General features: G+C 72.1%; 20 protein-coding genes. 8 read left to right on the top strand and 12 right to left on the bottom strand.

Going from position 1 to position 23,357, the window contains the following annotated elements; genetic code table 11:
- Positions 1–117: 117 nt before the first annotated feature.
- Positions 118–1,752, top strand: a complete 1,635-nt coding sequence (locus HZS54_RS00995; RefSeq protein ID WP_179920116.1) for a potassium channel family protein — start codon at positions 118–120, stop codon at positions 1,750–1,752.
- Positions 1,753–1,801: 49 nt separating this feature from the next.
- On the opposite strand, the gene HZS54_RS00990 is transcribed toward HZS54_RS00995, so the two are convergent.
- From HZS54_RS00990 to HZS54_RS00965, 6 genes are all read right to left on the bottom strand, one after another.
- Positions 1,802–2,653 (bottom strand): MBL fold metallo-hydrolase, encoded by an 852-nt coding sequence (locus tag HZS54_RS00990; RefSeq protein ID WP_179920115.1) that lies wholly within the window; start codon positions 2,651–2,653, stop codon positions 1,802–1,804.
- Between the two features lie 112 nt (positions 2,654–2,765).
- Entirely contained in the window at positions 2,766–4,421 is a 1,656-nt protein-coding gene (locus tag HZS54_RS00985; RefSeq protein ID WP_179920114.1) for a BGTF surface domain-containing protein, read from the bottom strand.
- Positions 4,418–6,064, bottom strand: a complete 1,647-nt coding sequence (locus HZS54_RS00980; protein ID WP_179920113.1) for a DUF7282 domain-containing protein — start codon at positions 6,062–6,064, stop codon at positions 4,418–4,420. Before HZS54_RS00980 ends, HZS54_RS00985 begins: the two co-directional genes overlap by 4 nt.
- A gap of 102 nt (positions 6,065–6,166) precedes the next feature.
- Complete coding sequence (gene ftsZ / locus HZS54_RS00975; RefSeq protein ID WP_179920112.1) at positions 6,167–7,339, bottom strand: cell division protein FtsZ; 1,173 nt, start codon at positions 7,337–7,339, stop codon at positions 6,167–6,169.
- Between the two features lie 288 nt (positions 7,340–7,627).
- A complete protein-coding gene (locus tag HZS54_RS00970) occupies positions 7,628–9,034 on the bottom strand; it encodes a D-aminoacyl-tRNA deacylase (protein WP_179920111.1) in 1,407 nt (468 codons plus the stop codon).
- A gap of 1 nt (position 9,035) precedes the next feature.
- The gene (locus HZS54_RS00965) at positions 9,036–10,421 is read right to left on the bottom strand and encodes a sodium:calcium antiporter (protein ID WP_179920110.1); all 1,386 of its coding nucleotides are present in this window, start codon (positions 10,419–10,421) and stop codon (positions 9,036–9,038) included.
- 158 nt (positions 10,422–10,579) lie between these two features.
- On the opposite strand from HZS54_RS00965, the gene HZS54_RS00960 reads away from it, so the two are divergent.
- From HZS54_RS00960 to HZS54_RS00940, 5 genes are all read left to right on the top strand, one after another.
- The gene (locus HZS54_RS00960; RefSeq protein WP_179920109.1) at positions 10,580–11,395 is read left to right on the top strand and encodes a shikimate dehydrogenase; all 816 of its coding nucleotides are present in this window, start codon (positions 10,580–10,582) and stop codon (positions 11,393–11,395) included.
- A gap of 80 nt (positions 11,396–11,475) precedes the next feature.
- On the top strand, positions 11,476–12,114 hold the full coding sequence (locus tag HZS54_RS00955) for a helix-hairpin-helix domain-containing protein (protein ID WP_179920108.1): 639 nt from the start codon (positions 11,476–11,478) through the stop codon (positions 12,112–12,114).
- A 57-nt stretch (positions 12,115–12,171) separates the two neighbouring features.
- Positions 12,172–13,716, top strand: a complete 1,545-nt coding sequence (locus HZS54_RS00950; RefSeq protein ID WP_179920107.1) for an anthranilate synthase component I family protein — start codon at positions 12,172–12,174, stop codon at positions 13,714–13,716.
- On the top strand, positions 13,709–14,446 hold the full coding sequence (locus HZS54_RS00945; protein WP_246391746.1) for an anthranilate synthase component II: 738 nt from the start codon (positions 13,709–13,711) through the stop codon (positions 14,444–14,446). The genes HZS54_RS00950 and HZS54_RS00945 overlap by 8 nt, the downstream gene beginning before the upstream one ends.
- 23 nt (positions 14,447–14,469) lie before the next feature.
- Complete coding sequence (locus HZS54_RS00940; RefSeq protein WP_179922901.1) at positions 14,470–15,399, top strand: aminotransferase class IV; 930 nt, start codon at positions 14,470–14,472, stop codon at positions 15,397–15,399.
- Between the two features lie 8 nt (positions 15,400–15,407).
- Here HZS54_RS00940 and HZS54_RS00935 read toward each other — a convergent pair whose 3' ends face one another.
- Positions 15,408–16,475: a saccharopine dehydrogenase family protein gene (locus tag HZS54_RS00935; protein ID WP_179920106.1), complete on the bottom strand. Its 1,068-nt coding sequence runs from the start codon at positions 16,473–16,475 to the stop codon at positions 15,408–15,410.
- A 77-nt stretch (positions 16,476–16,552) separates the two neighbouring features.
- On the opposite strand from HZS54_RS00935, the gene HZS54_RS00930 reads away from it, so the two are divergent.
- Positions 16,553–17,116 carry a class I SAM-dependent methyltransferase gene (locus tag HZS54_RS00930; protein ID WP_179920105.1) on the top strand — a complete coding sequence of 188 codons (564 nt, stop codon included), beginning with the start codon at positions 16,553–16,555 and terminating at the stop codon, positions 17,114–17,116.
- Between the two features lie 24 nt (positions 17,117–17,140).
- Here HZS54_RS00930 and HZS54_RS00925 read toward each other — a convergent pair whose 3' ends face one another.
- Together HZS54_RS00925 and HZS54_RS00920 are read right to left on the bottom strand one after the other, a co-directional pair.
- Complete coding sequence (locus tag HZS54_RS00925) at positions 17,141–17,986, bottom strand: endonuclease V (protein ID WP_179920104.1); 846 nt, start codon at positions 17,984–17,986, stop codon at positions 17,141–17,143.
- A gap of 28 nt (positions 17,987–18,014) precedes the next feature.
- Positions 18,015–18,938, bottom strand: a complete 924-nt coding sequence (locus HZS54_RS00920; RefSeq protein WP_179920103.1) for a rhomboid family intramembrane serine protease — start codon at positions 18,936–18,938, stop codon at positions 18,015–18,017.
- Between the two features lie 261 nt (positions 18,939–19,199).
- Between HZS54_RS00920 and HZS54_RS00915 the strand changes: the two genes are divergently transcribed.
- On the top strand, positions 19,200–19,775 hold the full coding sequence (locus tag HZS54_RS00915; protein ID WP_179920102.1) for a response regulator: 576 nt from the start codon (positions 19,200–19,202) through the stop codon (positions 19,773–19,775).
- 84 nt (positions 19,776–19,859) lie between these two features.
- On the opposite strand, the gene HZS54_RS00910 is transcribed toward HZS54_RS00915, so the two are convergent.
- From HZS54_RS00910 to btuC, 3 genes are all read right to left on the bottom strand, one after another.
- Entirely contained in the window at positions 19,860–20,684 is an 825-nt protein-coding gene (locus HZS54_RS00910; protein ID WP_179920101.1) for a CAP domain-containing protein, read from the bottom strand.
- 108 nt (positions 20,685–20,792) lie between these two features.
- Complete coding sequence (locus HZS54_RS00905) at positions 20,793–22,205, bottom strand: ATP-binding cassette domain-containing protein (RefSeq protein WP_179920100.1); 1,413 nt, start codon at positions 22,203–22,205, stop codon at positions 20,793–20,795.
- Complete coding sequence (gene btuC / locus HZS54_RS00900) at positions 22,202–23,305, bottom strand: vitamin B12 ABC transporter permease BtuC (protein WP_179920099.1); 1,104 nt, start codon at positions 23,303–23,305, stop codon at positions 22,202–22,204. Before btuC ends, HZS54_RS00905 begins: the two co-directional genes overlap by 4 nt.
- Positions 23,306–23,357: the final 52 nt, after the last annotated feature.

Below are 23,357 nucleotides of genomic sequence, written 5' to 3'. Positions count from 1 at the left end.
TACCCCCGCGGGCTTTTCTATCTATTGATGGCGATCGGGTCGGCCCCGGGCGGCGTCGCCGGCGGGCCCGACCCGCCTCCCAGAACCGTTTTACGGGGCAGCGGTAACCAAACGGGTATGAACACGTGGCAGCGCCGGTCGGTCATCTACACCGGCGTGCTCGCCCTCTCGATGTACGTCTTTACCGTCGTCTACCAGTACGGGATGGCGGCCTTCGAGAGCGACCCCAAGACGTTCCTGGAGGCGCTGCAGTTCGTCGTCGAGACGTTCACGACGACCGGCTACGGCTCCCAGGCGGGGTGGGAGTCCGCGACGATGCTCGTGCTCGTCATCGTCATGGACGTGACCGGGACCGTGATGATCTTCCTGGCGCTCCCGGTGGTTGCGTTCCCGGCCTTCGAGGAGGCGCTGTCGACGACCGTCCCCGCCGCCGTCGAGAACGGCCACGAGGACCACGTGATCGTCGCCACCTACACGCCTCGCGTCGAGACGCTCATCGGCGAACTCGACTCCCGGGGGGTGGACTGGGTGATCGTCGAACCGGACCGCGACCGCGCGACGGACCTCTACGAGGAGGGCTACGACGTGATCCACAACGACCCCGACTCCGCCGACGGGCTCCGCGCCGCGAACTTCGCCGACGCGCGGGCGCTCGTGGCCGACGTGTCCGACCAGGTCGACGCCAGCATCGTCCTCACCGCCAAGGAGATCGACGAGTCGGTCCGCGTCGTCAGCGTCGTCGAGGAGCCCGACCGCGCCCGCTATCACGAACTCGCGGGCGCCGACGCGGTGCTCTCCCCGCGCCCGCTGCTCGGCGAGAGCCTCGCCCGCAAGGTCACCGCCAGCGTCTCGACGGACTTGGGCAGCAAGGTCGAAGTCGGCGAGGACTTCGACATCGTCGAACTCCCGGTCCACAGGGGCGCCGACGTTGCCGGGCGGACGCTGGCCGAGAGCGGGCTCCGCGAACAGGCCGGCGTCAACGTCATCGGCGCCTGGTTCGACGGCGAGTTCGAGAGCCCGCCCGCACCCGACTCGGTCATCGAACCCGGGACCGTCCTGCTGATGACCGGTCACGACGCCCAGCTCGAAGCGCTGGCCGACCGCACCCGCTCGGAGGTGCGACGGCACACCTCCGGCGAGACCGTGGTCGTCGGCCACGGCGAGGTCGGCCGCACCGTCACGGGGATCCTCGACGACGTGGACCTGCCCTACACCGTCGTCGACACGGAAGACCGTCCGGGCGTCGACGTGGTCGGCGACGCCACCGACCCCGCGGTGCTGGAGCGGGCCGGCCTGGCGGAGGCCCGGTCGGTCATCCTCGCCATCCCCGACGACACCGCCGCGGAGTTCGCCACCCTCGTGGTCCGCGACGAGAGCGCGCAGGTCGAGATCGTCGCCCGCGCCGAGGAGGCCGAGGCGGTCCAGAAGATGTACCGCGCCGGCGCCGACTACGTCCTCGCGCTCGGGACCGTCACCGGCCGCATGGTCGCCTCCGCGGTGCTGGAAGACGAGGACGTGATCTCGCTGGACACCCAGGTCGAGGTCGTCCGCACGTGCGCCCCCGAACTCGTCGGCACGTCGCTCGGCGACGCCGACGTGCGCGCCCGCACCGGCGTCACCGTCGTCGCCGTCGAACGCGACGGCGAGGTCGTGACGGATCTGGGTCCCGACTTCCGCGCCCGCAGAGGCGACGAACTCATCGTCGCCGGCCCCGACGAGGCCACGAACCGCTTCACCGAAGTGTTCGGCTGAACCGACGACAACCGACGACCCCGCGGCGGTCGGACCACCGCGCTCGCGTTCACTCGTCGAGGTAGGTCGGCACCTCGACGCCGGGCCGGTCCAGTCGCAGCCGGTCGCCCACCTCGACCTCCTCGATGATCCGGGGGTACTCGAAGGTCGTCGCGGCCTTCGCGAGCGCGCCCGGGTCGGCCTGGATCGACCGCCAGCGCCGCCAGTGCGTCGGGACGAGCCGCTCGATCCCGACCATGTTCGCCGCGTCGATCACGTCCTGAGCGTCGTTGTATAGCTTCCGCCGGACGACCTCGCCGTCCTGATAGAGGCGCGCGCTGGTCCCATAGGAGAGCATCCCCATGTCCACGTCGAACTCCTCGTCGACGGCCTCGAACGCCTCGCAGGGGCGGTTGTCGCCGCCGTGGAAGATCGTCCCCTCCTCGTGTTCGAAGACGTACGTGACGCTCCCGTCCGCGTCGGGGTCGCGGCCGCCGCGGACGTGAATCGTCAGGTCGCCGACCTCGTAGCTGTCGCCCGGTTCGACGGTCTCCCGCTGGTCCTCGGCGACTTCGCTCACGTCGTGGTTCTCGTAGCACTCGGCCGGCGCGTGGACGGATGCCCCGTCGTGGTCGAGCAGCGGGCCGAACGACGGCGGCCAGAAGTGGTCGCGGTGGTCGTGCGTGCAGAAGACGGCGTCACAGGAGTCGGCCCACTCCGGTTCCATCGGCACCGGCGGCATCCGCGCGACGTACTCGCGGTCGCGCTCGGTGCTGAAGTACGGGTCGACGAACAGCGTCGTTTCGGGCGTCCGGACCGCCCAGCCGGTCACGCCGAGGAACCACAGCGAGACGCCCTCCACGTCGGCGCCGTTGAACTCCTCGCGGGCCCACCACTCGCCCCAGTCGCTCGTGATCGTCATCGAGTCCTCCAGTGTGCGGCGCGAGTCTCGCTGTGAGCGTGCATACGCGACCGGTGCCGTGGTGGGCGGGTAAACCTTCCGGCGGGACGCCTGCGACCCGGATCGCGGCCCGCTACTCGCGACACTCGCGGCGGCGGGGGGCGAGCATCGCGGCGCCGACGAGACCGACCAGCGCCGCGCTGGCGCCGAACCCGGAGCCGTCGGCTGCCGTCGTCTCGGCACTCGGGGACGGCGACTCGGTGAAGGCTCGAGTCGGTGTCGGCTCCGAACTGTCGGATGGCGTCACGGTGGCGGTCGGTGTGGCCGTGGCGGTCGGCGAGGCGGTGGACGTCGAACCCGGTGACTCAGTGGACGGCGATGTCGACCCACCGGTGTCGGTCGGCGTCCGCGTCTCGGTTACCGTCGTCGCGAGCACGGGGTCGACGTACCCTCGATACCCCTCCCCTTCTTCCCAGGAGTTCAGCGGGCCGAGTTGCGTCCCGTTCGACCGGACGCGGATGTCGAAGGTGGTCCCCGGCGCGGCCTCCTGGAGATCGAACTCGGCGCGGAATCGGTAGCGCGCTCTCGCCTCGTTCTCGGGTGGACGCTCTCGCGTGACCCGAACCGTCTCGGTGACCGGGAACGGGTCGCCGGCGCCGTCCAATAGCGTGATCGTCACCCTCGACCCCGGCGCGAGGTTCGTCCACCCGGCGATCCCCTGGTTCGGTGCCGGCGCGAGCGGGACCGTCCCGTCTTCTTCCATCGGGAACGTGACGGTCGCATCCGGTTGGAAGATTCTGAACCCCCCCGTCCGACCCCCCTCGGAGATGTCACCCGGGTTCAGCCGCTGGTCGCCGACGGCGAACCGGGGGACGTAGTCGGTCCCGTCGATCAAGCCGAACTCGCCGAACGACCACTCGTCGACCTCGTAGTCGTGACCGTACCCCCACGGGAGCGCCGTCAGATCGGCCGCGACGTAGTAGGTGTCGTTGCCGGGGTCGGCGACGACCGTCGTCGTGTTCCCCCAGTCGAGCGAGAGGTGCTGGCGCGGACGCGAGGGACCGGGCATCCGCTCGCTCAACAGGAGCGACGCGTTCGGCCCTGCGAGCAGACCCTCGAAGCGCGCTTCGTCGGTCGCGCCCGACTCGTCGGCCACCGCGCCCGCGATTCCGGGCACGTCGAGTCGGAGGACGAACGTGTCGCCCATGGCGACTTCGTTCGTCGGAGTCAGCCACCGCCGCTCCTGCGCTCGCTGGATCGCCGCCCGCGAGTCGAGGCGCTCGCGCGACCCGTTCGGCGCGACCATGACCGTGGCGTTGCCGAGCCCGGGCTCGGTGAGCGAGAGCCCCGCGGTGTCGGCCGGCTCGCCGCCGGTGCCGTCGGTGTACACCGCGATCCGGTACGACCCCGGCGGCAGTCGACCGGTACCCTCGCTCGCGACCGACAGTCGGTCGCCCTCACCGACGCCGTACACCTCGCTGGCGGTCGCGTCCGGTCCGGTCAGGTAGGTGTTGATAGCGAGCGCGATCCGGCCGTCACCGCTCGCGTCCGTGAGATTCAAGCGGCGCTCGGCGCCCGCGCCGTCCACGACGACGGTGACCGACTCGCCGCTCGGCACCGAGAGCGCGAACCGCGCCACGTCGCCGCTTGCCTGTTCGACGGCGTCTTCCTCGATGGCGACGTGCGAGTCGGCGTCGGCGGGGGCGACGAGGGCGACCGCCGAGAGGCACAGCGCGACGGCGACTGCGACGGCCGCTCGCCGGCAGAACGCTCGGCGCCTTCCTATCATTCACCGTTCCTCCGGGCGCGGACGACTCCCGGCAGCGCGGAGAGAACCGACGCGACGAGAGCGGTGCCCGGACCGAACCCGGGACCGTCCCCGCTCGTGGTGGTCGCCGGCGCGTCCGTCGCCCCACGGTCGGTAGCCGTCGGCGGATCGGCGGTCGCGGTCACTGTCGGCGTCTCCGTCGGGGCTGCCGACGTGGGCGTCGGCGACTCAACGACCGTCCCCACGTCGGTCGAAGTGGCCGTCGGTGTCGGTGTCACGGTCGGCGTCGCGGTCGCCGTCGCAGTCGACGCGGCGGCCCGCGAGACGGTCGCGCCGACGGCTCGCATCGCGTCGGCGTACGACCGGTCGGCCGAGCGGAAGTAGTTCCCGTCGCCGTCGGAGTCGTGGGCGAGATAGACGCGGAGATCCGAGTCGTCGGTCGACGCCCCCTCGCTGACGGTCACCCGCAGCCCCTCGTGGGTGCCCGCGTCGAGGTAGTCGCTGCTGCCGACGACCGTGCCGTCGCTCGTTCGCTCGACGGCGACGAACCCGCCGTCGGGCAGGGTCGCGTTCGCGACCCGGACGGTGCCGTTCGCGAAGGGGTCGTTCGCCAGTTCGAGGCTCGCCCGCGGAGAGTCGACCGGTGCGCGATACCGGTCGCGCTCGTATCGGTCGTTGAGGACTGTCCCGTCAGACGCGACGGCGAGGCTGATCTCCGTTCCGGGGTCGACGCCGCTGAGGTTCAGCGCGGTCTCGAAAACGAACCCCGGAGGGTCGTAGTCGTCGCGGTCGGCCGTCCGGCCGGTGACTCTGGCAGTCGCGTTCCGCGGCGTCTCGATGCCGACGGCGTCGGTCACGCTGACGGTCACCGTCGACCCCGGAGCCAGCGTCGTGGCGCCGGCGACGGTCTGGTTCGACGCGGCGGCGAACCCGGGGGCGAGCAGGTCCTCGACGTCAGCGTCGAAGAGTTCCGCCTCGCGGTCGGAGAGGGCGAACCCGCCCGCGCGGTTCGCTTCGTCGAGGTCGCCGGGATTCAGCCGATGTTCGCCGTCGACGACCAGTCGCGGGACGAACTCGCCCCGGGATCGGAGGTACTCGTCTATCCCGGGCTCTCCGTCGGAGTTCGGGACGGCCGCGAGGTCGGCCGCGACGTAGTAGGTGTCGTTGGCGGGGTCAGCGGCGACCGCCTGGCCGCGCGAGCCGTTCAGGTAGAAGATCGCCCGGTCCCGATGCGGACCCACGTGGCGCTGGACGAATCGCACCGAGACGTTCTCGTCGGCCAGCACCGTGCGGAATCGCGCGTCGGCGGTGTCGCCGGTCGCGTTCGCGACCCTGTCGGCGATCCCGGGCACGGTCAGCCGGAGCACGAGCGTGTCCCCGGCGGCGAGGACGGGCGACGGCGTCACCCACCCGGCCTCACGTCCCCGCTCGATCGCCGCGACGGACGCGAGGCGGTCGACCGACCCGCGCGGCGCGACCATGACCGTCGCGTTCGTGCCGTTCGGGACAGGTTGCGTCGCGACCGCGTCGCCGCTGGATCGGTCTGTCTCTCCAGCGGGACCGCCGGCGTCGAGCGCGGCGGCCGAACCGACCGCGAGCGCCGCCGCGACCAGGGCGACGGTGACGGCGGTCGCGACCGCACCGCGGGAGGGCAGAATTGTCATACCGCCGCGTTCAGTATCCACTCAAAAGTGTCTTGTGTTGATCAAATACAGAGCGAACGCTCGCGCTCGCGAAAAGAGAGAATGCGGAGAATCCCGAACGGACTACTCGACGTAGTCGATGTCGTCGCCGAGTTCCTTCGAGGCGCGTTCCTGCTCGGCCTCCGATTTCCCGTAGATCTGGGGGCTCTCGACGCCGGTGACGACGATCATCGTCTCCATCTTGCCCTCGAACTGGTTGTTGACCGAGGCGCCCCAGATGATGCGGGCGTCGGGGTCGATGCGGTCGTAGATCTCCTCGACGACGCCCTCTGCCTCCTCGATGGACATGTCGGGGCCGCCGACGACGTTGACCAGCGCGGAGTTGGCGCCGTCGAACTCCACGTCCAGCAGCGGCGAGCGCAGCGCCGAGCGGATGGAGTCCTGGGCCTTGTTCTCGGAGTCGGACTCGCCGAGACCGATCATGGCGACGCCGCCGTTCTCCATGATCGTGCGAACGTCGGCGAAGTCGACGTTGACGAGGCCGGGCTTGGTGATCAGCTCGGTCATGCCCTTGACCGACCGCATCAGCACGCGGTCGCAGATCTTGAACGCGTCCTGTAGCGGCATCGACGGCGCGTAGTCGAGCAGGCGGTCGTTCGGCACGACGATGACGGTGTCCGAGACGGCGCGCAGCCGTTCGAGGCCGGCGTCGGCGTTGGCGCGCCGGCGCTCACCCTCGGCGGTGAACGGGATCGTGACGATCGAGATGGTCAGCGCGCCCTGGTCCTGGGCGGCCTGGGCAACCACGGGGGCCGAGCCGGTGCCGGTCCCGCCACCGAGGCCGGCGGTGACGAACACCATGTCCGAGCCGTCGATGGACTGCTGGATGTCCTCGATGTTCTCCTGGGCCGCTTCCTCGCCGATCTTCGGGACGGAGCCGGCGCCGCGGCCGCCGGTGCGCTTGCGCCCGATGAGGATCTTCGTGTCGGCTTTCACCTCGTCGGCGAGGTGCTGGGCGTCCGTGTTGGCGGCGACGAGCTTCGCCCCGTGGATCCCCTCCTCCATCATCCGCGTGACGGTGTTGCCGCCGGCGCCCCCGCAGCCGACGACGGTGATCTTCGTCTCCAGGTCTTTGACCACATCGGCCAGTTCCTCGTCGGACATCTGCCCGGACGTGGACATCTCGTCTGTCCCCGTCGATCCCGCCGACTCCTGTCCCCCCTGCGGTTCTTGCTGGGCCGGCTCCTCCCGCTCGGCCTCGGCTTCGTCGATCGCGTCGTCGATTATAGAGTCCATATTTTAAGTTTCCGTTGCTGGCCAACATTTATTAAGCTTCTCCCGCGCGTCAGACGCCTGACTGACGCACGGTAGCACGCCCGTACTCCGCCGTTCACCCGCGTAAGCGCCCCTTACTCCCGCGAGTGGCCGTCTCGGCCGATCTCCAGGCGAAACGGTGGCTGGGCGGGTCACTCGCGGGGTGCGTCTCGGGTGCGCTCCGAGTACGTACCAGATGGGTACCGGATGGGAACGGGGCGCGGTCGCGAGCGGTGGCCGGTCGACGCGCGGCGCCGGGTCGCCGGTCGCTCACCCCGCCGAGTCGTCGACGGGGAAGCGGTGTTCGCGTTCGACGCGGACGACGGCGGGGTCGATCTCGTCGCCGTCGACGGTGACCGGTTCGCCCTCGGCGAGTCTGCCGAGCTTCGGGCCGTCGGGGACGCCGAGCGTGCGGGCGCGCTCGGGGTCGAACGCCGACTCCCGGGCGACGACCGCTCCGTCGGCCCGCTCGACGGTCTCGTACTTCGCTTCGAGCACGGCCGCGAGGTCGTCGACGAGCGCCGCTCCGTCGCAGTCGGCGGCGACGAGCGCCCGACCCCCGGCTCGGGTCCCGCTCTCGCTCGTCTCGAAGGCGACCGTGGCCCGCTCGACCGCCGCGCGGGCCGCCTCGCCGTCGATCCCCTGGGCCTCGGCGAGGAGGTCGTCGGGGAGGGCGACGACCGCGAGGTCGCCACCGCCTCCGTTCGCGTCGCTCCCGTACTCGCTCGCGCGCTCGCCGAAGCGGACGCCGTCGTCGACGCTCCCCAGTCGCTCCTCGACGACCGCGACGAGGTCCAGCGCCACGCCGGTCGTCTCGCGGACCCACGTCTCGCTCACCGCGCGGTAGCCCAGCTCGTCGACGACGCGCTTCAGCTCGGGGCGGTCGCCCTCGACGACGGCGTAGTCGGCCGCGCTGGCCTCGAACGCGCGGCGGACCACGTCGCGGTTCCGTTCGGGGTCGCCCATCGCGTCGAGCCCCCAGTCGGGAGCCACGTGGCCGACCGCCCAGTCGGTCTCGGTGACGATCCGCTCGAACCGCGGCGCGTAGTGGCCGCCGCCGAACCCGACGAGGTGGCGCCGCGTCCCGTTCTCGTCGGGGGCGTCGGGGTCGGTGTCAGCGAGCGCGAGGATAGCACGCGCGACCGCGCCGGCCGCGTCGGGGTCGTCCCACTGCGGGTCGTCGCTGCCGACCTCGACGAACATCGACGGGACGCCCACGTCGGTCGGTCCGTGGTGGGTGGCCTCCATCCCGACTTCGTAGCCCTCGGGGGCGTGCTCGCGCAGGGCCGCGAGGACGCGCCGGTGGGCGTTCGGGCAGGCCCGTGCGAACGCGCCCGGTTCGCCGCCGTACTCGGCGGGACCGACGTTGCCGGTGTGGTGGGCGGTCAGCAGCGGGCCGGTCTCGCCGGCGTGGCGCGAGGCGAAGACGAGCAGGGCCGGTTCGGTTCGCCCGTCCGCCCCGTCGGCGTGACCGAACGCGTCGGCGACGCCGTCGAGTTCGAGGTGCAGGGCGTCGAACTCGCGCAGCTCGACCGAGTCGGTGCGATAGACGGTCCCGCCGCCGTCGGCGTCGGGGCGCGAGCCGTCGGTGTGGTCCGTCCAGTCGGCGATATCGCGGAGGCGCTCGCCGATGTGGACCGAGGCGGAGTCGTCACGGGAGACGGCGACGGCGAGCATCTCAGTCGGCGAACTCCGGGTGGACCGGCTCGCGGCCGAGCGCGGTGCGGCCGGCGTCGGCGGCGAGGCCGAGCATGTGCTTCAGCGCCTCGCGGCGGACCCAGAACAGCGCGGTCCCGACGACGGCGTAAACCGCCGTGTAGACCAGCAGCAGCTCGTAACTGGACACCGGCATCGCGAACAGGTCGCGGATGATGACGAACTCCAGGGCCACCTGCGAGACGAACAGGAGGAAGATGACCAGCGCCTCCCGGACGCTGATCTCGAAGTTCACCAGCGCCGCGAGCGCGAAGTAGCTCTGGGCGGCGGTGATCCAGATCTCGGCGGCCTGTTTCTGGTCGAACGGGAGCACGCCGTACTGGCCGTACGCCAGCGAGAAGACGACCGACAGCGTCCCGATGAGCAGCGTCCACTGGTTGAGCTTCGAGGAGATCAGCGCGTTGAACCCGGCCGTCGAGCGGGCCTTGTTCACGAGGACGATCACCACGATGAGCTCGGGCGACTCGCTGGCCAGCGGCGCGATCCACTGGATCATGAAGAACTCGGGGATGCCGTTGTTGATCCCGATCTGTTCGAGGCCGTGGGCGAACGGCTCGACGGCCGAGAAGATCATCGCCCCGGAGTACGCGAACAGCGTGAGGACGGCCAGGGGGCGCCAGGGGAGCGACCACTGCTGGAAGTAGTGGGGGACGCCGACGTGTTCCTCGCCGGCCTCCACGTCCCCGCGGATGATGATGAGGATGTAGGTGACGTAGAGGCCGACGAGCAGGGCGGTGTCGAGCGCGTCGATGCCGCCGAACAGGGGAACGAAGAAGGCCCACAGCGTCGCCAGGAAGAGGAAGGCGACCTCGGTGGCGATGCCGCGGTCGAGCGTGACGGCGTCGGCGAGCCACCCGTCGCGGTTGCGGACCGCGGGGTCGCGGGTCTTGGCGGCCCGGTAGACGGTGAACACGGCGATGCCGGCCCAGCCGATCCCGATGAGGATGCGGTTGGCGCCGGTCATGTTCGCGACCGCGAGGTTGGCGTCGTGACAGGCCTGGGCGAGCTGGGTCTCGCCGGCCTCGATGGCGGCCGCCGACAGCTCGGCACAGGCGGCGGTCGTCGCGCCGCCCGACCCGGCGCTCCAGGCGTACAGCGCGTCGACCGCGTACTCGGGGGCGACCGCCAGCACCGCCAGGACGGCGATCGCGAACGCCCGCGGCACGTCTTTCTCGGCCGTCTCCGCGCCCCACGCGAGCAGGAACGAGGCGCCGAGGACGGCGACGCCGCTGACGGCGACGGTCGGGACGGTTCCCAGGTCCGTGCCGGTGAGGACGGCGGCGACCCACCCGGCCGTCAACAGCACGGCCCCCGCGACCTGTACCAGCGGATGACTGAGACGACTCACTGATCCCCGCCACGTAACCTCCGCTTGAAACAGTTGCGAATCTCGCGCGACCGGACGCGACTCGCGGCCCGATCCGAGCCGCGCCGGACGGACCACGTCGCCGGTCGGCCGCGGGCCGAGACGGAACACGTTATGTCGGCGGCCCCGCTGGGGCCGATATGGACGTTTACGGACTCATCGGCAACCCGGTCGGCCACTCGCTGTCGCCACCGATGCACGAGGCGGGCTACGAGGCGCTCGGCGTCGACGCCCGCTACGTCACGTTCGAACCGCCGGTCGAGGGCGCCGCCGCGGCGGTCGAGGGTGCCGCGGACCTGGGCGTCGCCGGGCTGAACGTCACGATCCCGTTCAAACAGGACGCTCTGGTTGCCGTCGAGCCGGACCCGCTCGCCCGCCGCATCGGCGCGGTCAACACGGTCGACTTCTCGGGGGAGCGGCCGACGGGACACAACACCGACGCCGTCGGCGCCACGCGAGCGCTCCGCGCCCACGACGTGACGCTGTCGGGGACGGCGGTCGTCGTCGGCGCCGGCGGCGCCGGTCGCGCGGTCGCGTTCGGCCTCGCCGACGAGGGGATGACCGTCCGGGTCGCCAACCGCACGGCGTCGAAAGCCGACGGCCTCGCCGACGAAGTCGCGGCAACCACGGACGGCGCCGACGCGACGGGCCACGGACTCGACGCCCTGCCCGAGTTGCTGGCCGACGCGGACGTGCTGGTCAACGCGACCAGCGTCGGGATGGAGTCCGAGGAGACGCCGGTTCCCGCCGACGCGCTCCACGGCGACCTGGGCGTGCTCGACGCGGTGTATCGGCCTCTGGAGACGCGCCTCCTGCGCGACGCCGCCGACGCGGGCGCGACGACCGTCGACGGCGCGTGGATGCTGCTCTACCAGGGCGTCGCGGCGTTCGAGCGCTGGACCGACCGCGAGGCGCCGGTCGACGCGATGAACGAGGCGCTCCGCGAGCGGCTCTGAGCCGGCGGCGAGAACGACCGCTCTCGTCGTCGTGGGGAGCGCAGAAAGACGTTAAGTGATGGGGTCCGCTATTGCTCCCTATGGGGCTCATCGAGCGTATCAAGTCTGCACTCGGGCTGGGCGCGTCCTCTTCGACTTCTCAGCCCGCGGCGTCCTCCACTGACGGCCCGTCCCCGGGCGACGATCCGGGGGCGGCCGGCGACGGCGCGTCCGGCGACGGCGTCGACGTGACCGTCGAACACGAACCCGCGACCGCCAACGAAGACGCGGTCAAGGGCACCGACACCGCGACCGAGAGCGGGTCGACGACCGCGACCGAACCGACCGATTCGACCGACGAGGTCGAAGACGACACCGGGGTCGAAGCCGACGCGGGGGTCGACGAGAGCGGGGCCGAGGCGACGGCCGACGAAGCGGCCGAGGTGACGGGAGACGCCGAGACCGACGACTCGGGGGCTGCCGACGCCGAGACCGACGACTCGGGGGCTGCCGACGCCGAGACCGACGACTCGTCGGACGGCGCGCCGACGGACCCGGCGCCCGACGCGGAGCTGGAAGACATCAAGGGGATCGGACCGACCTACGCCGAGCGCCTGCGCGAGGCGGGCGTCGACGGCGTCGCGGGGCTCGCCGAGTCCGACGCCGCGGCGCTGGCCGACGAGACGGACATCGCCGAGTCGCGCGTCGAGAACTGGGTCGAACAGGCGAAACTCTACTGACCGTCCCCCTTGCGGGGACCGAAAACCGGTTACCCTCCCCGCGCCTGTCCCGACGTAATGACGACGCCCAGGGTCGCGACCGACCGGAGCGCCTTCGACCGGGCCGCCGCCGACGCGCCGGCCGGCGCCCGCGTCCCCGTCGAGGTCCGGGTGCCCGTCGCCGACCCGTTCGACGCCTACCGCCGCGCCCGCGAGGGCCCCGGCGGGTTCCACCTCGAAACCACCGGCGGCCAGTCCGGCTGGGGCTACTTCGGCGTCGACCCGATCGACCGCCTCGCCGTCGCCGCCGACGAGGCGGCCGGCGCCCCCGTCGGCGAGTCGCCGAGCGTCGACGCCCTGGTCGAGCGACTCGACGCCGAGTCGCTGGTCCGCGGCGACTGCGACGTGCCCTACCCCTGCGGCGCCGTCGGCTGGCTCTCCTACGACATCGCCCGCGAGCTGGAGGCGCTGCCCGAGTCCGCCGACCGCGACCGCGAACTGCCGCGCCTCCAGCTGGGCGTCTACGACCGGGTCGCGGCGTGGGAGGAGCCACGCGAGGGCGACGACACGACGCTGCGTATCACCGCCTGCCCGCGGGTCGGTGGCGGGGGCGGCGACGCGGCCGGCGGTGACGACGGCGACGGAACAACCGGAACGGTCGCCGACGCCTACGACCGCGGCCGCGAACGGGCGCTCGAACTCGCTCGCGCCGCGGTCGAGGGCGACCCGGAGGTCGGGGCCCCGCCGGTCGAGACCGACGAGGCCCGCTTCGAGAGCGACTGCGGCCGGGCGGCATTCGCCGACCGCGTGCGCCGGGTCAAGGAGTACATTCGCGACGGCGACACGTTCCAGGCGAACGTCTCCCAGCGGCTCACCGCACCCGCAGCGGTCCACCCGGTCGCCGCCTTCGACGCGCTGCGGACCGTGAACCCGGCGCCCTACTCGGCGCTGCTGGAGTTTCAAGGGGTCGACCTGGTGAGCGCGAGCCCCGAACTCCTGCTGGAGCGCGACGGCGAGCGACTGCTCACGGAGCCCATCGCCGGGACGCGGCCGCGCGGCGAGACCGACGAGGAAGACGAGTTCCTCGCCGAGGACCTGACGAGCGACGAGAAGGAGCGCGCCGAGCACGCGATGCTGGTCGATCTGGAGCGCAACGACCTGGGGAAGGTCAGCGAGTACGGCTCCGTCGAGGTCAGCGAGTACCGCCGCGTCGACCGCTACTCGGAGGTGATGCACCTCGTCTCGCTCGTCGAGGGGCGCCTGCGTCCCGAACGCGACCTGGGCGACGCCGTCGCGGCCGTCTTCCCCGGCGGCACCATCACCGGCGCGCCCAAGCCCCGGACCATGGAGATCATCGACGCGGTCGAATCGACGCGGCGGGGGCCCTACACGGGCTCTATCGGCATCTTCGGGTTCGACGGCCGCGCGACGCTGAACATCGTGATCCGGACCCTGGTGCGCTACGGCGAGGAGTACCACCTCCGCGTGGGGGCGGGGATCGTCCACGACTCGGTGCCCGACCGGGAGTTCGAGGAGACCCTGGACAAGGGTCGCGCGCTCGTGACCGCCGTCGACGAGGCTCTGGGCGACCGCGCCGCCTTCACGGTGGAGGACCATGACTGAGCCCTCGGCGCCCGGCGTCGGGAGCGTCCCGTCCGCCGACCCCGACACCGGCTCTGGCGCCGAGGACGACTGCCTCGCCGCCGACGCCACGGCGGTCGACCGCCGGTCGGAGGTGACCGTCCTCGTGGTCGACAACTACGACTCGTTCGCCTACAACCTCGTCCAGTACGTGGGAGAGGTCGTCACGACGACCGACTGGCTCCCCGAGGTCGCCGACGGCGAGGTGGTCGTCCGGCGCAACGACGCAGTCGACGTGGCGGGGGTCCGCGAGATAGACCCCGACGCGGTCGTCGTGTCTCCCGGGCCCGGCACCCCGCGGGAGGCGGGCGTCTCGATGCCGATATTCCGCGAGCTGTCGTATCCGACGCTCGGCGTCTGTCTGGGTCACCAGGCGCTGTGTGCGGTCGCTGGCGCGCCCGTCGGCCGCGCCGAGGCGGTCGTCCACGGCAAGCCCTCGACGATCGGCCACGACGGCCGCGGCGTCTTCCGGGCGCTCCCCGGCCGCTTCGAGGTCGGCCGCTATCACTCGCTGGCCGTCGAGCGAGGGGACCTGCCCGACTCCCTGGTCGAGACCGCCCACACCGACGACGAGGCGGGCGTCCTCATGGGCGTGCGCCACCGCGAACGGCCCCACGTCGGCGTCCAGTTCCACCCCGAGAGCATCCTCACCGAACACGGCAAGCAGATGGTCGAGACGTTCTGCCGGATGGCCCTGGAGGGGTCGCTGTGAGCGACGAGGTCTCGGAAGACGGGGTGACCTACCACGTGAACGGCGACCTCGTCCCCGCCGACGAGGCGACCGTCCCCGTCCGCGACCGGGGGTTCATGTACGGCGACGGCGCCTTCGAGACCCTGCGCGTGTACGGCGGCGACCCCTTCGAGTGGGCGGCCCACCGCGACCGACTCCAGCGGACCGCCGAGACGCTGGGCTTCGCCGACGCCGTCCCCGAGGACCTGCGCGAGCGGGTCGACGCGACGCTGGCCGCCAACGACCTCGAAGAAGCGTACTGCAAGGTGTCGGTGACGAGGGGCGTCCAGCCGGGGAAGCTCACACCCGACCCCGAGGTCGAGCCGACGGTCGTCGTCTACGTCGCGCCGCTCGACCGCGGCGGCGTCGACGGCGACCCGGTCTGGGACAGCCCGGCGACGGTCCAGACCGTCCGAACCCGGCGGCCGCCCACCGAGTCGCTGCCGGCCGACGCCAAGACGCACAACTACCTCCCGGGGATCCTCGCTCGCCTCGAACTCCGACGCGCGGCCACCGACGAGTTCGCCGCCAACGAGGCCGTGATGCGGACGACCGACGACTACCTCGCCGAGGGCGCGACGAGCAACGTCTTCTTCGTCGACGGCGGGACGCTGAAGACCCCAAGCGAAGCCCTGCCGATCCTCCCCGGCGTGACCCGGTCGGTCGTGATGGAACTGGCCGAATCGGAGGGGTTCTCGGTGCGGACGAGCCGGTACACGCTCGACGACCTGCGCGAGGCCGACGAGGTCTTTCTCACCAACTCCACCTGGGAGGTCCGGCCGGTCACGAGCGTCGACGGCATCGACGTGAGCGTCGGCCCGATGACCCGGCTGCTCTCCCGGCTGTTCGACGAGCGCGTCGAGCGCGAGCACTACGGCGGCGAGAACGGGGGACCGAACGACGGCGGCGGCGACCGCGACGGCTTCGTCGAGTAGTCGGCCGGCTACGCCCGCTGCTCGACGGGTTCGTCGGTCCGCTCGACGCCCTCGATATCGAGGATCAGGTCCGGGCCGAAGGCGCCGGCGGGGGTGTGGAACCCGGTCGGCGCCTCGCCGCCGGCGACCCGTTCGGCGATCTCGACGGCCGTCAGTTTCGTCAGCCGGTAGGTCTCGGGCGCGACGAGCCGGGAGACCGCCCGCTCGCCGTCGTCGGTCTCGACCTCGCCCCAGACGTAGCTCTCGCCCTCGCGGCGCGTGCGCTCGTCGGGGCCGTCGACGCGGGCGTCGACCAGCCGTTCGAGCAGCGACTGGACCGGGCCGGACCCGGCGAGCGGGCCGACGAGTCCGGCGATGCGGGCCGCGCGCGGCGCCCACGACGGGACGGCGGTGTAGACCGCCACGTCGCCGATCCCGGTCGTGTGGTACGCCGTCGACACGTCGCCCCAGGGGATCGCCATCGCGGTCCGCTCGCCCCGGCCGAAGTCGATCCGGCGGGTGTCCCCGCCCATGGGCACCGATTCGATGCGCCCGTCGCGCCGGACGGCGCCGCCCCCACCGAGCCCGCGGACGGCCGTCTTCGCGGTGCCCGGTGAGATCCCGCCCGACGCCTCGAACCCGAGCGAAAGGCGGTCGGCGTCGGGGAGTCGCTCGGCGAGGTGAGCGGCCAGGCAGTCCGTCGGGACCACGTCGAAGCCGACGCCCGGCAGAACCGTGATTCCCGCGTCGTCGGCTCGCCCGTCCTCGGCGGCCAACCGCTCGAACACCTCGATCTCGCCCGTGATGTCGAGGTAGTGGGTCCCGGTGCGGAGACAGCCCTCGACCATCGGCTCGGCCGTCGCGGCGAACGGCCCGGCGCAGTGGACGACCGCCTCGACCTCCTCGAGCGCAGTGTCGAGCAGTTGCGGCTCGTCGAGCCCGAACACGCGCTCCTCGCAGCCCCGCCGGATCGCCTGGTTCTCGACGGCGTTGCGGTCGCGGCCGGCGACGACCACGTCGAGCCCGCGGTCGGTCGCCTCGTCGACGACGAGTCGCCCGGTGTAGCCGTACGAACCGTAGACGAGAAGGTCGGCCATGCCTGCGGCTTCGCCGGAGTCCCGGATAAGGGTGGGGGTCGCGAGCTATTTGTCGCGGCGACCGCTATCTCGAAGCGATGGGTCACCACACCTTCCCGGCGGCCGACGCCGACCGACTGGAGGACGCCGCGCGCCGCTATCGCAGCTGCTCGGCCGAGGAACTGCTCTGGGCGCTCGACCCCGCTCCCGACGACGCGGTCGTCGACGTGGGCAGCGGCACGGGCTTTTTCACCGACGACGTGGCACCGCACGTCGAGCGGGTCTACGCGCTCGACGTGCAGGAAGCGATGCACGACCGCTACCGGGAGAAGGGCGTCCCCGAGAACGTCGAACTCGTCACGAGCGGCGCCGACGAGTTGCCCTTCGACCACGACGCGCTGGACGGGGCGTTCGCGACGATGACCTACCACGAACTCCCCGCCGAGACGGTCGGCGAACTCGCTCGCGTCCTCCGACCGGGCGGCCGCGTCGTGGTCGTCGACTGGACCGCCGAGGGACCGGGCGAGCGCGGGCCGCCCGTCGCCGAGCGCTACGACGCCGACCACGCCGCCGCGGCGTTCGAAGAGACCGGTTTCGCCGTCGACTTCCGTGCGACCCGCTCGGAGACGTTCCTGCTCGTCGCGACGCTGGACGCCGAGTGACGGCGGCGTGGGACTGACGGGGCGTCAGTCCAGCTCTTCGCGGACCTCGCTCTTCACGTCGTCGGCGTACTGGTCGGCCAGCCTCGTGGGTTCGGGGAGCTTGTAGCCGGCGGCGCAGGCCAGGACCACGTCGGCGGCGGTGTCGGCGCTCACGCGGTGGCCGGGGCTGACGATCAGGGGGTTGACGTACCGATCGGAGTTCTCGAACTGCCGGGTCTGGACGGCGTCGCCGATGCGGGTCCCGTGCTCGGCGGTCTCCACGTCCGCGTCGGCCTCGATGGCGACGCGGGCGCCCTGGGGGAGTTTCCGGTCGAGCGACTCGCGCGGCGTGCCACAGAGCAGATTCTTGGCGACGCCCACCGTGGGGAGATCGAGCGTGACGCCGACGTGGGTCGCGATGCCGGCCTCCCGGAAGTGGATGCGGCCGCTCCCGTCCACGAGCGCGATGTCGGGCTCCCGTTCCAGCGCGTCGAACGCCGCGAGGATCGCCGTCCCCTCCCGGAAGCTCAGCAGGCCGGGGATGTAGGGGATCTCGGCCGGCTCGACGGCGTGGACACGCTCGACCACCTCGCCGTCCCGCAGGAGGACGATAGCGCTGACGGCGTGGTCGTCGACGAACGCCTGGTCGACGCCGGCGACCAGCGGCGGGTCGTCCGCCGGGGTCCCGTCTCGCTCGCCCGCTCCGACCGCGTCGAGGCTGGTCTGGTCGGTGTCGGTCGCGGGGCCGTCGCCGTCACCGCAGATCCGGGCGGGGTCGACGTGCAGGTCGTCCGCGAAGACGGCGGTCTCGGCGATCTCCCGCTGGAGGTCCTCCATCTCCTCGCGGGAGAGCGACGCGTCGGGGACGAACTCGGAGCGGACCACCTCCATCAGCGGGCCTCCATCGGGTCGGTCCGCATCAGAACGGGCCGCGGCCGCCGGGGCCGCCCGGACCCCCAGGGCCGCGACCGCCGGCGCCGAACTGGAGTTGGTCGGGGACCCGGCGGCGACCCTTGACGTGCTGGCCGTACAGCAGGCCGATCCCGAGGCCGAGGAGGTGGGCGAGCTGTGCGGTGCCGCCGGCGCCGATGCCGGTCGACAGGATCTGGAAGACGGTGTAGCCGGTGTAGCCGACGGTCAGCAGCCACAGCGGGACGGGGAGGATGAAGTACAGGTACACCCGGAGGCTGGGGTTGAGGACGGTGAGCACGGCCATGATGGCGAGGCCGGCGCCGCTGGCGCCGACGACGCCGGGGGCGAACTCCGGGATCCCCCCCAGCTGGTAGATCTGGAAGGCGACCTGGCCGAGGCCGGCGAGTGCGCCGCTCCCGAGGAAGAGGACCGCGAAGTCCCGGGAGCCGACGTAGTCCTCGACGAGGCGGCCGAAGAAGTAGATCACGATGCTGTTGACGGCGATGTGGCCGAAGCCGCCGTGGGCGAAGATAGAGGTGAACCAGGTCCAGACGTACTCGGGGTGGGCCGGCGAGAGCACGAAGATCGTCCGGGCGAGCTCCGGCGCGATCAGCTCGACGACCAGCTGCAGGAAGAAGGTGACCCACATCAGCCCGAGGAAGGCGTAGGTCATGTTCCCGCGGAAGTACGCCAGCGGGCCGCCGGGACCGGTGTCGATCCCCAGGCGGTCGCTCAGGCCGCCGCCGTCGGAGTCGTCGGCGACGCTGTCGTCGAAGCCGCTATCGAAGACGCCGCCGGGGTCGTCCCAGCTGTCCAGCCCCGGGCAGCCGTGGTTCTCCGGCAGCCGGTGTTCCGCACAGTAGGTGCCGCCGCAGTGGCGACACTGGTACGGCATGTTCTCCTGCTTGCCGCACTCGTCGCACCTCGACATTACCCGGTCTTGGGAGGGTACCGGCAAAGGGATTGTGTTTGGCCCACCCTACCGGCGGCCGGACCGAGGCGCTCGCCTCGTCCGAGTCGACGCCGACGGTCGGCCCGGTTCGACCGACCGCGGGCTCGCGGGGCCGTCCCGAACCCGTTCGCCCCCTCGCGGACACCCGCCCCTCGCGGACCGGCCGCAGACCGTCTGACAACCGGTGACCGTTGGCCGGCACCCACGCACTTACATAGGATCACCGCGTCAGATCACGGCGTGAACGAGACGAGCACCGAGCCGCGGGTCCTCATCGTCGACGACGAGGCGGAGGTCGCCGACGTGTACGCGCTGCGCCTCCGCGACGAGTACGACACGGAGACGGCCTACGGGGGAGAGGAGGCGCTCGAAGCGGTCGACGAGGCCGTCGACGTGGTCCTCCTCGACCGCCGGATGCCCCAGGTGTCGGGCGACGACGTGCTGTCGACGATCCGCGACCGCGGACTCGACACGCGGGTCATCATGATCACCGCGGTCGACCCGGACTTCGACATCGTCGACATGCCCTTCGACGACTACCTCTGCAAGCCCGTCCAGAAAGAGGACCTGGTCGCCGCCATCGAACAGCAGCTCACCGCCAGCCGCTACGACGACCGACTCACCGAGTACCTGGAGGTCACCTCCAAGGTCGCCCTCCTGGAGGCCGAGAAGACCGACGCCGAACTCGACGACAGCGACGAGGTCGCCCGGCTGCGCGACCGCGCCGCGTCGATCCAGGCCGAGATGGACGAGGCGCTCGCCGAGTTCGACGACTTCCAGGCCGCGTTCAACGAGATCAGCCGCCACTCCGAGTGAGCGACCCCTCTCCGGAGCGCTCCGCCGGTCGCGACCCGACCGGTGATGGCCCGAGGGCCGAAAACCGAACGCGTTCGAACCCGCTCAACAGACGTTGGCGGTGACGAACACGTCGTTGCGGCGGGTTATCTCGACGCCGACGCCGACCTCGTCGGCGTTCGGGTAGGTCAGTCGCGGCGGGTAGGTCCCCGTGTTCCACCACGACTCGACGATCGCACGAGCCACGGCGCTCTCGTCGCCGTTGAACCGGCGAGTGCCGTTGGTGCGGTAGGGTTCGCCGGCGACCGTCCGCCCGACGGCTTCGAGGGCGTTGCCGTCGGCGGTCCGGAGCGTGTTACCGTCCGGCGACGACCACTTGCAGCGGTCGTAGAGCTCGTGGTCGCGGTAGCGCCCGGCGCTGCTCACGCCGTCGATCCTGTGGATCGATTCGCCCTGGTTGGCCATCTGGACGCTGTGGCCCCTGGCCATCGCCCTGAGTCGGTCGACCCCCTGGCCCTCGACGGTCAGCGGGTCGAGCCCCTCGCTGGCCCGCCGGTCGTTGACGTACTCGCCGATCAGGCGTTCGATCTCCCGTTCGTCGAACGCGTCGGCCGGGATGTCGGTCAGCGCCGGCGTCGCGGTCGGCGTGGGTGTCGGCGTCGGCGTCGGCGTGAGCGTCGGATACGGCGTCTGCGTCGCGGTCGCCGTCCCGTTTGTCGCGGCTGTCGTCCCCGCCGCAGTCCCCGTCGTCGTCGGCGCCAGCGTCGGCAAGTCGGTCGCGTCGACCGGCGTCGCCGTCGAAGGGTCCCCCGTCACCGGCGCGTTCGGCTGGCTCAATGCGGCACCGACGAGCACCGCGACGACGACCAGCGCGACCGCGCCGCCCCCCGCGACCAGCAGCGTCGGCTTGTTCACGTTCACGTCCACCATAGTCGGGAGTCTGTACGGCCGCCAATAACTGTTGTGTCCACGGGACGAACGCGAACGGCCGGCGCTCGGGAGCGTCCCCGCGGCGCTCGACCCGTCGTCCGGCTCGCCTCAGTCGTCGGCCGAGGCCGGCCGGTCGAGCGCCCGTCGGACCCCGAGCGCGACCGTCTCCGGCGTCGCCCGCGCGGCGGCGTCGTCCGTCGCGGCGTCGCGCTCGGCGCCACGTCCCGCGCCGGAAGCGCGCCGACGGTCACCGTCGCGCCCGCGGTCGTCCGCGCCCCCGCCGTCGAGTTCGGCCGCCGCGCTCGCGGCGTCGTCGGCCGCGACGCGAACGACCGGCTCCCGGTCGCGGACGAGCGCCCGGAGCGAGGGGGCGAGCGGCTCGACGGCGACGACCGCGTCGGCCGCCGCCAGGTGGTCGCGAGCGGCCGCCTCGGGCTCGCCGTCGAGCCCGCCGAACGCGGGCGCGGTCACCACCTCGGCGGCGAGTTCCCGGGCCGTCTCGGCGGCCACGTCTCCCTCCGGAAGCGCGCCGACGGTCACCGTCGCGCCCGCGGACACCAGCGTCGAGACGACCCGTGCGGCCGCCGGACCGGTACCGACGACGTGGACCCGCAGGTCCAGCTCGCCCGGGTCCGGCAGGGGCGTCACGGCCGGCGTCCCCGTCACCGGGTTCGGGAGGACGGCGGCGTCGGTGTCGAAGGCGGCGCCCACGGTCTCGGCGGTCAGCACCTCGTCGGGCGGGCCGACCGCGAGCAGTTCGCCGTCGGCGAGGACGGCCAGCCGGTCGCAGAAGCGGGCCGCGAGATCCAGGTCGTGGATCGCCGCCAGCGCCGCCTTCCCCTCGGCGTCGACCAGGTCGGCGACGAGTTCGAGCGTCCGGACCTGGTGGTTCACGTCGAGGCTCGCCGTCGGCTCGTCGAGGACGAGCGCCGGCGTCTCCTGGGCGAGCGCGCGGGCGAGCACGACCCGCTGGCGCTCGCCGCCGCTGAGCGAGGCGACCGACCGGTCGCGGAATCGCTCGGTCCCGGTCCGTTCGAGCGCCCGGTCGACCGCCGCTGCCCCGTCGGGATCGCCGCTGAACCGGCCGTGATAGGGCGTTCGCCCCATCTCGACGATGTCCTCGACCGAGAAGTCGAAGGCGACCGTCGTGTCCTGGGGCACCGTCGCGACCAGGCGGCTCGCCGCCCGCGAGGACAGGTCCGCGACCCGCTCCCCGCCGACGCGGACCCGGCCCGACTCGGGTTCGAGGACGCCGTTGATCGCCCCCAGCAGCGTCGTCTTCCCGGCGCCGTTCGGGCCGACGAGGCCGACGAACTCCCCCGATTCGACGGCCAGCGACACCTCGGAGAGGACCGCCAGGTCGCCGTAGGACAGCGACACGTCCTCGACATCGATCAGGGGGCCGTCGGCGGTCGCCGTCGGGTCGGCGCCGGTCGCCGCGTTCCCGCCGGCCTCGCGGTCGCCGTCGCCGACGAGCCCGTCGAGCGCGTCCAGGGCGTCGGTCGCCAGGTCGGGCGTCACAGCGAATGCACCTCCCGGGTCCGGAGGAGATAGAGGAAGAAGGGCGCGCCCAGGGCGGCGGTGACGATGCCGACGGGGACCTCGACGCCCCCCGAGCGGGCGACGGTGTCGGTCGCGACGAGGAAGGCGCCGCCGGCGACGGCGCTCGTCGGCAGCAAGATCCGGTGGTCCGGGCCGACGAGCAGTCGCATCACGTGGGGGACGACGAGGCCGACGAACCCGATCGAGCCGGCGACGGCGACGGCCGCCGCGGTGACGACGCTGGAGACCGCCAGCAGGATCCGCTTGGTGCGCTCGACCTCGATGCCGAGCGTGTGGGCGTCGGCCTCGCCGAGCAGGAGGACGTTGAGGTCGCGGCCGTAGGCGAGCAGGACGGCGAAACAGAGCGCGGCGACGGGGACGGTGAGCGCCACGTCCGTCCAGACGGCGTTGCGGAGCAGCCCGCCCATCAGCCAGTACAGCGCCTGTTCGAGGCTCTCGCCGGCCCGCAACAGCAGGTAGGAGACGACCGCGCCGAGCAGCGTCTGGATCGCGACGCCGGCCAGCAGCAGCGTCGCGGTGGGGGTCCGCCCGCCCTCGGTGGCGATCAGGTAGACGGCGAACGCGCTGACGACCGCCCCCACGAACGCGGCCGTCTGGAGGGCGTAGGGGCCCGAGAAGGACAGCGCGATGGTCGCGACGGCGCCGACGGCGGCGCCCGAGGAGACGCCGATGATCGACGGGTCGGCCATCGGGTTGCGGAAGAAGCCCTGCATCACGGTGCCGGCGGCGGCCAGCGCGAACCCGACCGTCGCCGCCAGCGCGATCCGCGGCAGACGGATCCGGCGGACGATCGTCTCGCTGGTCCCGTCGACCGGGAACGAGAACAGGTAGGTGTAGGAGAGGTCCGGGATCGGGACGGTGGCGGTGGCGCCGAACAGCGCCACGGTACCGCTGCCGACGGAGACGCCCGTCGGGACGCCGACGGCGTTGAGCGCCGCTCTCGCGACCGTCGGCAGGGGGACGCTGACAGGGCCGACGGTGGCGCTGACGAGCGCGACGGCCACCAGCAGGCCGGTCAGCCCCGTCGACCACCCCGCGGCCCTCGTCCGGACTGCCATGCTGACATCAAGTCTGGTTGCAGTAGGTAAATATTTATTGCAAAGGGGCACA

The organism is Halosimplex pelagicum, from assembly GCF_013415905.1.
In the GTDB taxonomy this organism is placed as follows: domain Archaea; phylum Halobacteriota; class Halobacteria; order Halobacteriales; family Haloarculaceae; genus Halosimplex; species Halosimplex pelagicum.
Note: the sequence above shows the minus strand (reverse complement) of the source record. Positions and strands in the feature narration are given on the sequence as shown.

Coding starts and splice junctions, on each gene's coding strand:
- HZS54_RS00995 (WP_179920116.1), top strand. CDS start 118: ATGAACACGTGGCAGCGCCGGTCGGTCATCTACACCGGCGTGCTCGCC.
- HZS54_RS00990 (WP_179920115.1), bottom strand. CDS start 2,653: ATGACGATCACGAGCGACTGGGGCGAGTGGTGGGCCCGCGAGGAGTTC.
- HZS54_RS00985 (WP_179920114.1), bottom strand. CDS start 4,421: ATGATAGGAAGGCGCCGAGCGTTCTGCCGGCGAGCGGCCGTCGCAGTC.
- HZS54_RS00980 (WP_179920113.1), bottom strand. CDS start 6,064: ATGACAATTCTGCCCTCCCGCGGTGCGGTCGCGACCGCCGTCACCGTC.
- ftsZ (WP_179920112.1), bottom strand. CDS start 7,339: ATGGACTCTATAATCGACGACGCGATCGACGAAGCCGAGGCCGAGCGG.
- HZS54_RS00970 (WP_179920111.1), bottom strand. CDS start 9,034: ATGCTCGCCGTCGCCGTCTCCCGTGACGACTCCGCCTCGGTCCACATC.
- HZS54_RS00960 (WP_179920109.1), top strand. CDS start 10,580: ATGGACGTTTACGGACTCATCGGCAACCCGGTCGGCCACTCGCTGTCG.
- HZS54_RS00955 (WP_179920108.1), top strand. CDS start 11,476: ATGGGGCTCATCGAGCGTATCAAGTCTGCACTCGGGCTGGGCGCGTCC.
- HZS54_RS00950 (WP_179920107.1), top strand. CDS start 12,172: ATGACGACGCCCAGGGTCGCGACCGACCGGAGCGCCTTCGACCGGGCC.
- HZS54_RS00945 (WP_246391746.1), top strand. CDS start 13,709: ATGACTGAGCCCTCGGCGCCCGGCGTCGGGAGCGTCCCGTCCGCCGAC.
- HZS54_RS00935 (WP_179920106.1), bottom strand. CDS start 16,475: ATGGCCGACCTTCTCGTCTACGGTTCGTACGGCTACACCGGGCGACTC.
- HZS54_RS00930 (WP_179920105.1), top strand. CDS start 16,553: ATGGGTCACCACACCTTCCCGGCGGCCGACGCCGACCGACTGGAGGAC.
- HZS54_RS00925 (WP_179920104.1), bottom strand. CDS start 17,986: ATGGAGGTGGTCCGCTCCGAGTTCGTCCCCGACGCGTCGCTCTCCCGC.
- HZS54_RS00920 (WP_179920103.1), bottom strand. CDS start 18,938: ATGTCGAGGTGCGACGAGTGCGGCAAGCAGGAGAACATGCCGTACCAG.
- HZS54_RS00910 (WP_179920101.1), bottom strand. CDS start 20,684: ATGGTGGACGTGAACGTGAACAAGCCGACGCTGCTGGTCGCGGGGGGC.
- btuC (WP_179920099.1), bottom strand. CDS start 23,305: ATGGCAGTCCGGACGAGGGCCGCGGGGTGGTCGACGGGGCTGACCGGC.